This window comes from Maribacter dokdonensis DSW-8 (assembly GCF_001447995.1).
Classification (GTDB): domain Bacteria; phylum Bacteroidota; class Bacteroidia; order Flavobacteriales; family Flavobacteriaceae; genus Maribacter; species Maribacter dokdonensis.
The window spans coordinates 1-14,490 of record NZ_LDPE01000004.1 but is presented as its reverse complement, the minus strand read 5'-3'; the positions used below and the strand labels follow the sequence as shown (position 1 = coordinate 14,490).

General features: G+C 36.2%; 12 protein-coding genes. 10 read left to right on the top strand and 2 right to left on the bottom strand.

Going from position 1 to position 14,490, the window contains the following annotated elements:
• The first annotated feature begins 220 nt into the window (after window positions 1–220).
• Window positions 221–2,773, top strand: coding sequence for an ATP-dependent Clp protease ATP-binding subunit (locus I600_RS14995; protein ID WP_058105377.1), 2,553 nt, complete (start codon window positions 221–223; stop codon window positions 2,771–2,773).
• Window positions 2,774–2,978: 205 nt separating this feature from the next.
• Window positions 2,979–3,377 (top strand): hypothetical protein, encoded by a 399-nt coding sequence (locus tag I600_RS14990; RefSeq protein ID WP_058105376.1) that lies wholly within the window; start codon window positions 2,979–2,981, stop codon window positions 3,375–3,377.
• Between the two features lie 3 nt (window positions 3,378–3,380).
• Here I600_RS14990 and I600_RS14985 read toward each other — a convergent pair whose 3' ends face one another.
• Window positions 3,381–4,931, bottom strand: a complete 1,551-nt coding sequence (locus tag I600_RS14985) for a bifunctional ADP-dependent NAD(P)H-hydrate dehydratase/NAD(P)H-hydrate epimerase (protein ID WP_058105375.1) — start codon at window positions 4,929–4,931, stop codon at window positions 3,381–3,383.
• Window positions 4,932–5,199: 268 nt separating this feature from the next.
• Here I600_RS14985 and thrA point away from each other — a divergent pair, with 268 nt between their 5' ends.
• The 8 genes from thrA (at window position 5,200) to I600_RS14945 (ending at window position 13,949) form a co-directional block, all read left to right on the top strand.
• Window positions 5,200–7,641 (top strand): bifunctional aspartate kinase/homoserine dehydrogenase I, encoded by a 2,442-nt coding sequence (thrA, locus tag I600_RS14980; protein WP_058105374.1) that lies wholly within the window; start codon window positions 5,200–5,202, stop codon window positions 7,639–7,641.
• A 23-nt stretch (window positions 7,642–7,664) separates the two neighbouring features.
• Window positions 7,665–8,591: a homoserine kinase gene (locus I600_RS14975; RefSeq protein WP_058105373.1), complete on the top strand. Its 927-nt coding sequence runs from the start codon at window positions 7,665–7,667 to the stop codon at window positions 8,589–8,591.
• A gap of 41 nt (window positions 8,592–8,632) precedes the next feature.
• A complete protein-coding gene (gene thrC, locus I600_RS14970) occupies window positions 8,633–9,928 on the top strand; it encodes a threonine synthase (protein ID WP_058105372.1) in 1,296 nt (431 codons plus the stop codon).
• Window positions 9,929–10,024: 96 nt separating this feature from the next.
• Window positions 10,025–11,113, top strand: coding sequence for a glycine cleavage system aminomethyltransferase GcvT (gcvT, locus tag I600_RS14965; RefSeq protein WP_058105371.1), 1,089 nt, complete (start codon window positions 10,025–10,027; stop codon window positions 11,111–11,113).
• The gene (locus I600_RS14960) at window positions 11,110–12,024 is read left to right on the top strand and encodes a glutaminase (RefSeq protein ID WP_058105370.1); all 915 of its coding nucleotides are present in this window, start codon (window positions 11,110–11,112) and stop codon (window positions 12,022–12,024) included. Before gcvT ends, I600_RS14960 begins: the two co-directional genes overlap by 4 nt.
• A complete protein-coding gene (locus I600_RS14955) occupies window positions 12,021–12,848 on the top strand; it encodes a sugar nucleotide-binding protein (protein WP_058105369.1) in 828 nt (275 codons plus the stop codon). The genes I600_RS14960 and I600_RS14955 overlap by 4 nt, the downstream gene beginning before the upstream one ends.
• Window positions 12,849–12,865: 17 nt before the next feature.
• A complete protein-coding gene (locus I600_RS14950; RefSeq protein ID WP_058105510.1) occupies window positions 12,866–13,156 on the top strand; it encodes a 4a-hydroxytetrahydrobiopterin dehydratase in 291 nt (96 codons plus the stop codon).
• 82 nt (window positions 13,157–13,238) lie between these two features.
• Window positions 13,239–13,949, top strand: a complete 711-nt coding sequence (locus I600_RS14945; protein ID WP_058105368.1) for a YebC/PmpR family DNA-binding transcriptional regulator — start codon at window positions 13,239–13,241, stop codon at window positions 13,947–13,949.
• A 77-nt stretch (window positions 13,950–14,026) separates the two neighbouring features.
• On the opposite strand, the gene I600_RS19430 is transcribed toward I600_RS14945, so the two are convergent.
• The coding region (locus I600_RS19430; protein WP_209439200.1) for a T9SS type A sorting domain-containing protein at window positions 14,027–14,490 on the bottom strand (464 nt) is incomplete at its 5' end.

The following is a 14,490-nucleotide window of genomic DNA, read 5'->3' as shown; positions in this document are numbered from 1 at the left end:
CAATATACTTAAATCCTAGGCGTTTCAAGAATATGTGGATTCAATAATATTAATTTTTATTAACACTTGGCAGAGTTATGTTAATTTTTACTTTATCCGCTAATTTCGTACTTATTAAAGCGGGTTTTAATGGCTTTTACAATAACTTTAACGATTATAGGTACGGTATTTGCCAATGATTGGATGAGATTTAGTAATTTTATAGAAGATAATATAGTATATGGATGATAATTTTTCCCCAAGAGTAAAGGATGTTATTGCTTATAGCAAAGAGGAAGCATTACGACTTGGTCACGATTTTATCGGTACCGAGCACCTCATGCTTGGGCTTCTTAGAGATGGAAACGGGAAGGCCATTAGCATTTTAGATGCTTTAGAAGTCGATTTAGAACACTTACGTAGAAAGGTAGAAATTCTAAGTCCTTCTAACCCTAACGCGAGTGGCGTACAAAAAGACAAAAAGAACTTGCATTTGACAAGACAAGCTGAACGTGCTTTAAAAACAACTTTTTTAGAAGCTAAACTTTTTCAAAGTTCTTCTATAAATACTGCGCACCTTCTACTTTGTATCCTTAGAAATGAAAACGATCCTACAACAAAACTTTTACATAAACTTAAGGTCGATTACGACGGTGTTAAAGAACAGTTTAAATTTATGATTACAAGTGATGACGATATGGTAGATGGCCCAACGGCCGAATCTTTCCCAAGTGACTCTGAAGAGTCCAATGAAGGAAAAGAAAGCACCTTTGGCTCTGCTTCTAATCAAAAAGGTGCCAAAAAATCTAAAACTCCAGTTCTGGATAATTTTGGTAGGGACCTTACACAGATGGCAGAGGAAAACAAACTGGACCCTGTTGTTGGTAGAGAAAAAGAAATTGAAAGGGTTTCGCAAATTCTTAGCCGAAGAAAAAAGAACAATCCACTGTTAATTGGTGAGCCAGGTGTTGGTAAAAGTGCCATTGCAGAGGGTCTTGCCCTTCGAATAATCAATAAAAAAGTTTCAAGAATTCTGTACAATAAAAGAGTGGTAACACTTGACCTTGCTTCTTTGGTTGCCGGGACTAAATACAGAGGACAGTTTGAAGAACGCATGAAAGCGGTCATGAACGAACTTGAAAAGAATGAAGATGTCATTTTATTCATAGATGAAATTCATACTATTGTTGGTGCCGGTGGCGCAACTGGAAGTTTAGATGCTTCAAATATGTTTAAACCTGCATTGGCAAGAGGCGAAATTCAATGTATTGGTGCAACTACTTTAGATGAATACAGACAATATATTGAAAAAGATGGTGCCCTAGAAAGACGTTTTCAAAAGGTTATTGTAGAACCTACTTCTGTTGAAGAAACAGTGGAGATTCTACATAATATTAAAGGTAAATACGAAGACCACCATAATGTAACCTATACTGACGAAGCTATTGAAGCTTGCGTAAAACTTACAAATAGGTACATGACCGATCGTTTTTTACCGGACAAGGCTATCGATGCTTTAGATGAGGCTGGCTCTAGAGTACACATTGTTAATATGGATGTTCCAAAGCAAATTCTTGAATTAGAAAAGAAATTGGAAGATGTTCGTGAACTTAAAAACAGTGTGGTAAAAAAGCAGAAATACGAAGAAGCTGCTAAATTACGTGATGACGAAAAGAGTCTGGAAAAAGAACTTGCCATAGCCCAAGAGCGATGGGAAGATGACAGTAAACTGAACAAAGAGACCGTTAGCGAAGAAAATGTTGCCGATGTTGTTTCAATGATGAGCGGTATACCTGTTAATAGAATAGCGCAAACAGAAAGTAATAAATTAGCTGGTCTACCGGAATTGATCAAATCTAATGTAATTGGTCAAAACGATGCCGTTGCAAAGGTTTCCAAAGCTATTCAGCGTAATAGAGCGGGACTTAAAGATCCCAACAAGCCAATTGGCTCATTTATATTCTTAGGTCAGACCGGTGTTGGTAAAACCCAACTTGCCAAAGTATTGGCAAAAGAACTTTTTGATTCTGAAGACGCTCTTATACGTATTGATATGAGTGAGTATATGGAGAAGTTTGCCATCTCTAGATTGGTAGGTGCCCCTCCAGGATATGTAGGTTATGAAGAAGGTGGTCAACTAACAGAAAAAGTTAGAAGAAAACCGTATTCGGTAATACTATTGGATGAGGTTGAAAAGGCACACCCAGATGTTTTCAATATGCTTTTACAGGTATTGGATGATGGTTTCTTAACAGATAGTTTGGGTCGTAAGATCGACTTTAGAAATACTATCATTATTATGACCTCCAATATTGGAGCTAGACAATTAAAAGATTTTGGACAAGGTGTAGGTTTTGGTACAGCTGCAAAAAAATCTCAGGAAGATGCTCACCAGAAAGGTGTTATTGAAAATGCCTTAAAGAAAGCTTTTGCCCCAGAGTTTTTAAATAGAATTGATGATGTTATTGTATTTAATGCCCTGGAAAGAGAGGACATTCATAAGATCATTGATATAGAACTAGCTAAATTGTTCAAGAGAATCAAGGATATTGGTTACCACTTGAATCTTACCGATGAAGCAAAAGACTATATCGCTGAGAAAGGTTTTGATAAGCAGTATGGTGCAAGACCGTTAAAAAGAGCAATTCAAAAATACATTGAAGATGCCTTAGCGGAAGAAATAGTGAATTCCAAGCTTAAGGAAGGTGACAGTATTTATATTGATCTTGACAAAAAGAGCGAAGAATTGACCATTAAGATTGAAAAAGCCGAGGAAGAGTCTCCTAAAACGTAGATTTTCTCACTTTTACAGTATAAAAAAAGAGCCCTTGTTAGGGCTCTTTTTTCGTACAATACTTTTTAAGTCGTAAGAATAGAAATACAGCCATTCATAGCTATACGCAGTACGAACGATATTTTCGCGTTTAAACTAAAATTTTGCACAAAGATTGTAGTTCACTTTACTTTCGCTCAAGACACACTATATTAATACTGAAAGAATGAAAGTTGGATCTACCAAGAAAAAAGTAATTGTGCGAGAGTACGAATTAGAAACAGGCAAAATTCAGGTTTATGAGAATTACATGGTATCCATCTTTGACGAGGGCGCTACATTAACATTAGAAAGAGCTTACCAAATTATTGGTATAGCTGAAATTCATTTTAGAGATAAGAATTTTGGGTTCATTAGTCTACGTAGGCACTCATTTGCCATTGACCCAACCATTTACAACTACTTAAAACAACTAGACAATCTTAAAGCTTTTGCAATCGTTTCGGTAAAAGAAATCGACATGCATAACTTTAAGATCGAAAAACTGTTTTACAAAAAGCCTATGAAATTCTTCATAGAATTTGATAACGCATTAAAATGGGTTAAAAGAAGGGTAAATTCTTAAGAATTATTGATTGGACTGATTTTCTTCTTCCGTAACGGGTTGTTCTGGCAATTTAAACAAATCCAAATATGCATTTGCCAAATTATCTATAACATCTGAAGCGGTTAAGGACTGAAAACCAGTAGACTCTACGGCTATATCTCCAGATCTGCCATGTAAATAGACCCCAAAGATTGAAGCATCCAGTGCCGGGTAACCTTGCGCCAACAACCCTGTAATTACACCTGTTAACACATCACCTGTTCCTGCTGTAGCCATACCAGGATTACCAGTGGTATTTACATATCCCTTGTCATTATAAACCACAATAGTGTGTGCACCCTTTACAACTACAATACAATTATATTTTTTTGAAAACTCCTTTACTTTTTTCAACTTTTCAAAGTCATCTTTCCAACTGCCGATCAATCGCTCCAACTCTTTTGGATGAGGCGTTAAAATAGTTTTTTCAGGAAGCTCTTTTAACAGTTCTTTCTTTTTAGAAAGTATATTAAGTGCATCTGCATCAATTACCAAGGGAAATTTATTTTGCTCTAAGAAACTTGCAAATGCCTTAATAGACACATCGCTTGTACCCATCCCCATTCCTATCCCTACCACGCTTGGCTCAATATCAAACTTAATTTCAGTAAGTTCTTTTTCTTCAAGATCTGTCAACACCATTATTTCGGGTAATGCGGTCTGCAGTATAGTATAACCAATTCTGGGGACATAGGATGTGACCAACCCGCTACCGGCACAAAGAGCAGCCTTAGACGAAAGACAAACGGAACCTATTTTCCCATAACTTCCTCCAACAATTAATGAATGGCCATAGGTACCCTTATGTCCAAATTTTTCCCTAGGCTTATACAATGTCAATACTTCATTCTTCCCTATTAACTCATATTCCGTTTCGGTTTGCATTAAATACTCAGGATCTAAGCCTATATCCAATACCTCCCATTGTTCAATGAAACCACCAGTTTCCGGCAAAAAGAAAACTAGTTTAGGAGTTTGAAAACTCAATACATAATTAGATTTTATAATAGCATCAAAATTTTCAGGTCCTTGATCAGTGAACAATCCTGAAGGAATATCAATTGAAAGAATAAATGCCTGAGAATTATTTAAGTGCTGAATAACTTTTATCACCCAATCATCAGGTGTTCTATTTAAACCTATTCCAAAAATGCCGTCCACAATGATATCTTCCCTACCTATTGCCGGTAGTTCATCATCAGAATTCATAAAATGCGGCCAAACTTTTCGATCTTTTAATCGATCTAGGTTAATTAAAAAGTCTTTTGACCTCTTTTCACTATAATTGATAACATATACTTCTAAATTATAACCATGATCCACAAGATGTCTGGCCAGCGCAATACCATCGCCCCCGTTATTACCTATTCCACAGAATAAATGAATTTTCACTGGAGCTCCTTGCATACGCAAATGCATCCAATTAAAAAGTTGCAAAGCAGCACGTTCCATTAATTCATTACTACCAATTTCCTCCTTTTTTATAGAAATCTGATCTGCTTTATAAATTTGTTTTGCGCTATATAATTTCATTCTTTATTGTATTTATATCTAAAAAATAACTATTCCGTAAAAAATTGTGGAATGATTTGTTTAAGTTATCAAATGTACTACTTTTGACTTTCAACCATTAGTATTTATGGACTGCTATATAACAGACATAACATTAGATTTCACTTCAGCTACTATTACTTATGGTACAGCTACGGCACGTTTCACCCTTTGGGGTTAAAAACTATATATCTCCGTACCCGTGTTTAATTACACCATATCTTAAATTACAAAGTCAACATTACACATCATGAAAGTTCTAAAATTCGGTGGTTCATCTGTAGCCAAGCCTGAAAATATAGTTAAAATTAAAAATATAATCTCTAAATATAACGACCCTATAATTTTGGTTGTTTCAGCTTTTGGAGGAGTAACAGATTTATTATTGCAAGCCGGTTCTTTGGCATCTGCACAAGATCAGAAATACAAAGAAATACTACATACATTAGAAGAAAGACATTTAGCTACGGTTAAAGAGTTAATTCCCGTTACTACTCAAAGTAAGGTGCTTAGCAAAGTAAAAAGCGAATTCAATGTGCTTGAAACACTACTTGAGGGCGCTTACTTTATTGGAGAAATAACACCTAAATTATCTGACAAAATAGTAAGTTACGGTGAACTTCTTTCTTCATATATCATTAGTGAATATCTAATTAATGAAAAGCTTGATGCCGTTTTTAAGGATAGTAGAGAATTAATAATCACACATAAACTAAACGGTAAAAATGTGGTGAATTTCACCAAAACCAACGCTAATTGCGAGGAATTTTTTAATTCTTCAAAAAAACAGGTTTCAGTTTGCCCAGGTTTTATAGCCACATCAGAAGAAGGCATATCTACTACGTTAGGCCGTGGTGGTTCAGATTATACCGCTGCTATTTATGCTGCTGCGGTAGATGCCGATATATTGGAAATATGGACAGATGTGAGTGGTATGTACACAGCTAACCCAAAAATGGTAAAACAAGCGAAGGCCATTCCGCATATTTCTTATGAAGAAGCAATGGAACTATCGCATTTTGGAGCAAAAGTACTTTATCCTCCAACAATACAGCCCGTTCTATCTAAAGGAATATCCATAGTTATAAAAAACACTTTTAGCCCAGAGGAAAAAGGAACTTTAATAACCAAATCTAAAAACGAAAAAGGTAAAACGGTACGCGGTATTAGCCATATTGGCAACATTGCCCTATTATCTTTAGAAGGTCCAGGTATGGTAGGTATACCAGGAATATCCAAACGTTTTTTCGAAGTACTTTCTCAAGCTGATATAAGTGTTGTTTTAATTACACAAGCATCTTCTGAACATTCTATTTGTGTAGGTATATCTGCCAATGATGTAGAAAAGGCAATTAGTATCGTAAACGAAGCTTTTGAATACGAAATTGAAAGGGGACGCATTAAAACGGTTATTCCTGAAAGTGATTTAGCCATTGTTGCCTTAGTGGGTGATAACATGAAAAGTCACCAAGGTCTAAGCGGTAAAATGTTCAGTACTTTAGGTAAAAACAATGTAAATATTAGAGTAATTGCCCAAGGTGCCTCTGAAAGGAATATTTCTTGCATTATTGACGAAAAAGATGTCAAAAAGGCATTAAACGCTTTGCACGAGGAGTTTTTTGAAGAAAACATTAAACAATTGAACCTATTTGTAATGGGTGTTGGTAATGTTGGAGCTAAATTTTTAGAGCAAATTAGAGAGCAACGTAAATTCCTAAAAGAGAATTTAAAATTGAACATTAGGGTTATTGGAATGTCCAACTCTAGAACAATGCTTTTTGATGAAAAAGGAATTGACCTAAATGATTGGGCTACCAAACTTGCGAATGGAGAAAAAGCGGATAAAGTCAAATTCTTAGCCTTAGTAAATAGTCTAAACTACCGAAATAGTATTTTCGTAGATAACACAGCCAGTGAAGAAGTATCAAAAACCTACAGTGAATATCTGGGCAATAGCATATCTGTAGTTACATGTAATAAAATTGCATGTTCATCTGAATTTGAGAACTATTCACATTTAAAATCCTTAGCCAGAACATATAACGCTCCGTTTTTATTTGAAACCAATGTTGGTGCCGGTTTACCAATAATCGATACTCTTAAACATTTGATTGCTTCTGGTGATAAAATATTGAAAATACAAGCTGTTCTTTCTGGTAGTTTAAACTTTGTTTTCAATAATTTCAATGATCAAACTACTTTTCATGATGTGGTGAAACAGGCTCAGGAAGAGGGTTACACAGAACCTGATCCAAAAATTGATTTAAGTGGTGTTGATGTCATGCGCAAAATTTTGATTTTAGCGCGCGAAAGTGGTAATCAACTAGAAATTAGCGATATAAAAAACAATCCGTTTTTACCCGAAGAAAGTTTAAATACTGACAACAATGAAGACTTTTTTGCCTCTTTAATTAAGCATGAGCCACATTTTCAGTCTTTGTTTTCAAGTGCAAAAAAATCCGATAGCAAGCTTAAGTATGTGGCCCAGTTCGATGATGGAAAAGCAAGTGTAGGATTACAGGAAATACCTAAAGGTCATGATTTCTATAATTTAGAAGGTAGTGATAACATTGTTCTTTTCTACACTGAAAGATACCCTAACCAGCCAATGATAATTAAAGGTGCGGGTGCGGGCGCTGCTGTAACGGCCTCGGGAATATTCGCCGATATTATACGAATAGGTAATTTCTAAATTTCATAACTATAACTTTCATTATGGCTACAAACGAAATTAAAGTATTTTGCCCTGCAACAGTTGCCAACGTTTCATGCGGATTTGATGTGCTTGGTGTCGCCCTAGACTCGGTCGGTGATGAAATGGTGGTTAGAAAAGTGCCTCAAAAAGGTATTAAAATAACAAAACTTACCGGACAAGATTTACCAAAAGAGACATTGAACAATGTGGCAGGAGTTGCTGGTAACGCATTTCTATTAGCCTCTGATTATGACGGCGGATTTGAAATCGAAATAGACAAAAAAATAAAACCTGGCAGTGGTATAGGTAGTAGCGCTGCTAGTTCTGCAGGTGCTGTTTGGGCCATGAACCACTTATTGGGCAACCCCTTTAGCAAAACTGAATTGGTAAAATTTGCCATGGAAGGTGAACGTTTGGCAAGTGATGTAGCCCACGCAGACAATGTGGCTCCTGCCCTATTTGGCGGTTTCACTTTAGTACGCAGCTATAGTCCGCTAGATATCATTGATATACCGGCTCCAACTGAATTATATTTGACCATAATTCATCCGCAGATAGAAATAAAAACTTCAGATTCCAGAAAGATTTTGAAAACAACTATCTCTATGGAAACAGGAATTAAACAATGGGGAAATGTAGGTGGATTAGTAGCCGGACTTTTCAAAAAAGATTATGATTTAATCGGCCGTTCCCTAGAAGATCATATTGTTGAACCAATACGTTCTATTTTAATTCCGGGGTTTGACGAAGTTAAAAAGGTTTCTTTGGAAGCCGGAGCATTAGGATCTGGTATATCTGGATCAGGACCTTCTATTTTTGCATTCAGCAAAGGAAAAGATACCGCTTTAAAAGTAGGTGAGTCCATGAAAAAAGTCTATGATAAAATTGGAATAGACTACGAAATTCATGTCTCTAAAATAAACACCGAAGGCGTAAAAATTTTATAAATAAAAAAGTAGTTTACTACTAACCATTAAACATACTCATCTTGAAATTCTATAGTTTAAACAATACTGCACCCAAAGTTTCTTTTGATACCGCCGTTGTCAATGGTATTGCACCAGATAAAGGCTTATATTTTCCAGAAGAAATAACTCCTCTACCAGCTTCGTTTTTTGAGCATATTGAAAATCTTACCAATGAGGAAATCGCTTTTACGGCTATTCGTCAATTTGTAACAGAAGTTATAACAGATAATGTATTGAAGGATATACTAAAAGAGGTGCTAGACTTCGATTTTCCGGTTATTGACATTACTTCCAACATTGGTACATTAGAACTTTTTCATGGTCCAACCATGGCTTTTAAAGATGTTGGCGCTCGTTTTATGGCACAGTGCCTAGGATATTTTTCTAGAGCATCAAAAAATGAAGTAACCGTACTTGTAGCTACATCGGGCGATACCGGTGGCGCAGTTGCTAATGGTTTTCTAGGCGTAGATGGTGTAAAAGTTGTTATACTGTACCCAAGCGGTAAAGTAAGTGACATTCAAGAAAGACAACTGACTACTTTAGGACAAAATATTACGGCACTAGAGGTAGACGGTATGTTCGATGATTGCCAGGCTATGGTAAAAAATGCATTTTTGGATAAGGAACTCCTTGACAACATGAAATTAACTTCTGCTAACTCCATTAATGTTGCACGTTGGTTACCGCAGTTGTTCTATTTTCTTTTTGCCTACAAACAAGCTAAATCCCAAGGTAAGGAAATCATATTCTCAGTCCCTTCCGGCAATTTCGGGAATATCTGTGCAGGGCTAATGGCACAACGTTTAGGCATGCCGGTAAAACACTTTATCGCAGCTACAAATGTAAATGATACCGTGCCCCAATTTATGCAAACCAAAGAATATTCACCAAAGCCGTCTACAGCTACTATCTCTAATGCTATGGACGTTGGAGACCCAAGTAACTTCATTAGAATTAGACACTTGTTTCAGGATAATTTTGATTTGCTAAAGGACAATCTTTCTGCCTACTCTTTTACAGATAACGAAACAAAGAAAGCCTTAAAAGAGATTAATGATATCAATGGTTATGTTGCCGACCCACATGGTGCCGTAGGTTATTTAGGACTAAAAAAATATCAAGAGCTACATCCTAATACTTATGGCATTTTCTTAGAAACCGCTCACCCGGTCAAGTTTTTAGATATTGTTGAGGAAACCCTTGATGAAAAGCTGGAGATTCCTGCACAAATTAAAAAAGTAATGAATAAAACCAAGGCATCCATTAAAATTGCTAGTTATGAGGAACTTAAAAGTTTTCTTTTAAGCACTTAGAAAATTTCAAGGTTATATTATTTTCTCAATTCCCTGGTCAGCCACATTGGCTTCTATTTATTTTCGATAAATTTGCATCGTCAATATATATAGAAGATGAAAAATACTGCGCTTACTTCAACTCATGAATCTCTTGGTGCCAAAATGGTTCCTTTTGCCGGTTACAACATGCCTGTTTCTTACGAAGGTGTAAATGCTGAACATGAAACTGTTCGTAACGGTGTTGGGGTTTTCGATGTATCACATATGGGCGAATTTTTAATCTCTGGTCCTACTGCCTTAGATTTAATACAAAAAGTAACTTCAAATGATGCATCTAAGTTAACCATAGGCAGAGCTCAATATAGCTGCTTACCAAATGAAAATGGCGGTATTGTTGACGACCTTATTGTATATCGCATAAAAGAAGAACAATATCTTTTAGTCGTAAATGCATCCAATATTGAAAAAGATTGGATGCATATTTCCTCTTATAATGCAGAATTTAAGGCAGATATGAGAGACATATCTGAAGGTTATTCGCTTTTGGCCATACAGGGTCCAAAAGCCGTAGAGGCAATGCAGTCCCTAACCTCCGTGAATTTATCCGATATTAAATTTTATCATTTTGAAGTATCCGATTTTGCTGGAATAGAAAATGTAATCATATCTGCAACGGGCTATACAGGTTCTGGCGGATTTGAAATTTACTGTAAAAATGAAGAAGTAAAACAAATTTGGGACAAAGTTTTTGAAGCTGGGGCCAATTTTGGAATAAAACCAATTGGCTTGGCCGCAAGAGATACCTTAAGATTAGAAATGGGATATTGTCTATATGGAAATGATATTAACGACACTACCTCTCCTTTTGAGGCTGGTTTGGGCTGGATAACCAAATTCACGAAAGACTTTGTTAATTCTGAAGCTTTGCAAAAAGAGAAACAACAGGGTCCTGAACGTAAATTAGTCGCATTTGAATTAGATGAACGTGGCATACCCAGACAAGGCTATGACATTGTTGACGGTAACGGTAAAACCATAGGTGAAGTCACCTCTGGCACTATGTCACCTTCAATGGGAACTGGAATTGGATTAGGCTATGTACCGCCTATTTTCTCCGAAATTGGCAGTAAAATCAACATACAGATCAGAAAAAATGCAATACCTGCCACGATAGTTAAATTACCATTTTACAAAAGTAAATGATAGATTACCAAAGTGTTCTAAATGCAATTAATGAAACCGCATCCAAAGAAAAGGAAAGAGGAAAAATTGCAGATTACATACCGGAATTGGCAAAAGTTGATGTTAACAATTTTGGCATACATCTAATTGACAATCATCAAAATAATTTTTCTGCAGGAGATTCAAATGAACTTTTTTCCATACAGAGTATTTCTAAAGTTTTAACACTCTCAATGGCTTTAGGCCTTATTGGGGAAGATGTTTGGAAACGTGTAGATGTTGAACCTTCTGGCGATCCGTTCAATCATTTGTCCCTATTGGAATTGGAAAATGGTATCCCCAGAAATCCATTAATAAATCCTGGGGCAATCGTTATTGCAGATATTCTAGTTTCTCAATTGAAGAACCCTAAAGATGATTTTTTATCCTTCGTACGCCAAATTGCAAATGACGACACCATAGATTATGATGAAACCGTGGCACTTTCCGAAAAGAAAACAGGATTCCGGAATTTTGCGGCCGCCAATCTTTTGAAGTCATATAAAAATTTAAATAATGATGTTGATGCTGTTTTAGACTTCTATTTTCATCAATGCTCCCTTGCCATGAATTGCGAACAACTAACTCATGTTTTTTATGTATTCATGAATCATGGCAAATGCAGAAGAAACAAAACATTTTTAACCTTATCTCAGGTAAAACGTATTAATGCCATAATGCTTACATGTGGCTTTTATGATGAAGCCGGTGAATTTGCATTTGAAGTTGGGCTACCAGGTAAAAGTGGTGTTGGTGGCGGTATCGTAGCCTTACTACCGAACAAATTTTGCGTAGCAACTTGGTCTCCGGGACTAAACCCTAAAGGGAATTCAAAATTAGGTATGCTTGCGCTGGAAAAATTGACTACAGAAACAGAACTTTCCATTTTTTGAAAATAGATACAAAGAAAATACTGATTATTGGCGCAAGTGGCTTCATAGGTAATGCTATATACAAAGAACTTTGTAATTACTTCGATACTTATGGCACTTATTGTCATGCGGCAAATTCATATTCATCTAACAAACAATTTGTTCAATACAATGTTGAAGAAGATGATATTGTTGAAGTTTTAGAAGAGATAAAGCCTCAAATTATAATTTCTGCCTTGAGAGGAAATTTTGCTGCCTTGGTTATTGCCCATGACCATATGGTCAAGTATGTCGCTGAAGAAAAGTGTAAGCTCTATTTTATTTCATCTGCGAATGTATTTGACGCCTACAGTAAATACCCTTCTTATGAAATGGACAAAACATTATCTGAGAGTGTATATGGCAGACTAAAAATAAAGATTGAAAATATGCTTCTTAGATTGCCAAAAGAAAAAATGGCAATTCTACGGGTCCCTATGGTTTTTGGTAACGCATCGCCAAGAATCAAGGCAATGAAAAAATCTATTATAGAAAATGAATCGGTAGAAGTTTTTCCTAATTTGATATTAAATGTGACGAATGATGATAAGCTTACTCAACAAATTCACTACCTTATTAATAGAAATAAAACGGGTATTTATCACTTAGGCAGTAATGACCTTACCCATCATGAAGATTTTATAAAAGAAATATTAGAACGCGTAGGCAATTTTAACCCTATAATTAAAAGAGTTTATACTACCAATGAGGATAGATATTTAGCCGTACTTCCAAAAACAAATAAGTTACCCAAAAATTTACAATTTACTTTTCAAGATATTATTGACCATCATGTTTTAAATTAAAAACAATTATGAAAGAAATGGAAAAATTTACAGATCAACAAATAGCAGACTATTTAGGTCAACTTGACGGATGGGAGTATGTGGATGGAGCCATAGAAACCACCTTTGAATTTAAAAATTTTAAAGAAGCGTTTTCAGTGATGACACGTATTGCTTTTGAATGTGAGGCTCAAGGCCATCACCCAGATTGGAGCAATGTTTATAACACATTGAACATTCGCTTAAACACCCATGATGCCAATGGTGTCACGGAAAAAGATTTTGTTTTAGCTAGAACTATAGAAGATATTATAGAAAGTGAATTTTAATTAAAACGGTGCACTAAAGAAATTCATTTCAATGATTTCTGAACATTACCCGTTTTTGTACATTTGTTTAAAATAATTTACCATGGGAAGAGCTTTTGAATTTAGAAAAGCACGTAAAATGAAAAGATGGTCGGCAATGTCAAAAGCCTTTACTCGTATAGGTAAAGACATTGTAATGGCCGTAAAAGAAGGTGGACCAGATCCAGACTCCAATTCCAGACTAAGAGCCGTCATACAAAACGCGAAATCTGTCAACATGCCTAAAGACAATGTTGAACGCGCTATAAAAAGAGCTAGTGACAAAAGTCTTGGTGACTATAAGGAAGTTCTTTTTGAAGGGTATGCACCTCACGGCATTGCTGTTTTAGTAGAAACCGCAACTGATAATAATACAAGAACGGTTGCCAATGTTAGAAGTTATTTTAATAAATGTAATGGTAACTTAGGTACTTCTGGCTCTGTTGAATTTATGTTCGACCATACTTGTAATTTTAGAATACCTGCAGAAGGTATTGACCCAGAGGAATTGGAACTGGAATTGATCGATTTTGGAGCAGAAGAAGTCTTTGTTGATGACGATGGAATTCTAATCTACGGACCTTTCGAAAGCTTTGGAGCTTTACAAAAAGAATTGGAAAACCGTGATATAGAAATTTTATCATCTGGATTTGAAAGAATTCCACAAGTCACTAAAAAGTTAAACGAGGAAGAAGCTGCAGACGTAGAAAAGCTCTTAGAAAAACTAGAAGAGGATGATGATGTACAGAATGTATATCATTCAATGGAAGAATAATATTTATCGTTTATAATAAATAAAAAAGGAGACCTTGTCAGGTCTCCTTTTTTTGTTTTTAGGTTAGTCGATAAATCCTATTGCCGTTGGATCAACATTTTCTGTTGGAACTCAACACCTGCTGTATCGGTTGTTTTTACAAAATACACCCCCTCCGGCATATCCCTTACACTTATAGGTAAACCCCTATCGTCGATCGGCCCACCTTTGATGGTCTGAACCAACCTACCCGTTACATCGAATATCCGAATGGTACCTACAGTGGTCGGGAAATCGAAACTTACCGATGTTTCATCAACGGCAGGGTTCGGGTAAACGACCATACCGTTGCCAGGGCTCTCACTCGTTTTGGAGGATATGGACGATACCGGAAGGTACTGTACCAGCGTCGCCTTCGTGGCGGTGGAACTGTCGTCCACATACCCCGAAACGCCACCACGGCCGCGCAAATGGATACTCACGAGATCCGTGCCGCCGTCACTGTACACCTGCACCCGGAGCGCATCCGCCTCGATAGGGTACTGAGCGCCACCGCCCCATT

Bases quoted from the DNA above. Each gene is read 5' to 3' on its own strand.
- I600_RS14995 (WP_058105377.1), top strand. From the start codon at position 221: ATGGATGATAATTTTTCCCCAAGAGTAAAGGATGTTATTGCTTATAGC.
- I600_RS14990 (WP_058105376.1), top strand. From the start codon at position 2,979: ATGAAAGTTGGATCTACCAAGAAAAAAGTAATTGTGCGAGAGTACGAA.
- I600_RS14985 (WP_058105375.1), bottom strand. From the start codon at position 4,931: ATGAAATTATATAGCGCAAAACAAATTTATAAAGCAGATCAGATTTCT.
- thrA (WP_058105374.1), top strand. From the start codon at position 5,200: ATGAAAGTTCTAAAATTCGGTGGTTCATCTGTAGCCAAGCCTGAAAAT.
- I600_RS14975 (WP_058105373.1), top strand. From the start codon at position 7,665: ATGGCTACAAACGAAATTAAAGTATTTTGCCCTGCAACAGTTGCCAAC.
- gcvT (WP_058105371.1), top strand. From the start codon at position 10,025: ATGAAAAATACTGCGCTTACTTCAACTCATGAATCTCTTGGTGCCAAA.
- I600_RS14960 (WP_058105370.1), top strand. From the start codon at position 11,110: ATGATAGATTACCAAAGTGTTCTAAATGCAATTAATGAAACCGCATCC.
- I600_RS14950 (WP_058105510.1), top strand. From the start codon at position 12,866: ATGGAAAAATTTACAGATCAACAAATAGCAGACTATTTAGGTCAACTT.
- I600_RS14945 (WP_058105368.1), top strand. From the start codon at position 13,239: ATGGGAAGAGCTTTTGAATTTAGAAAAGCACGTAAAATGAAAAGATGG.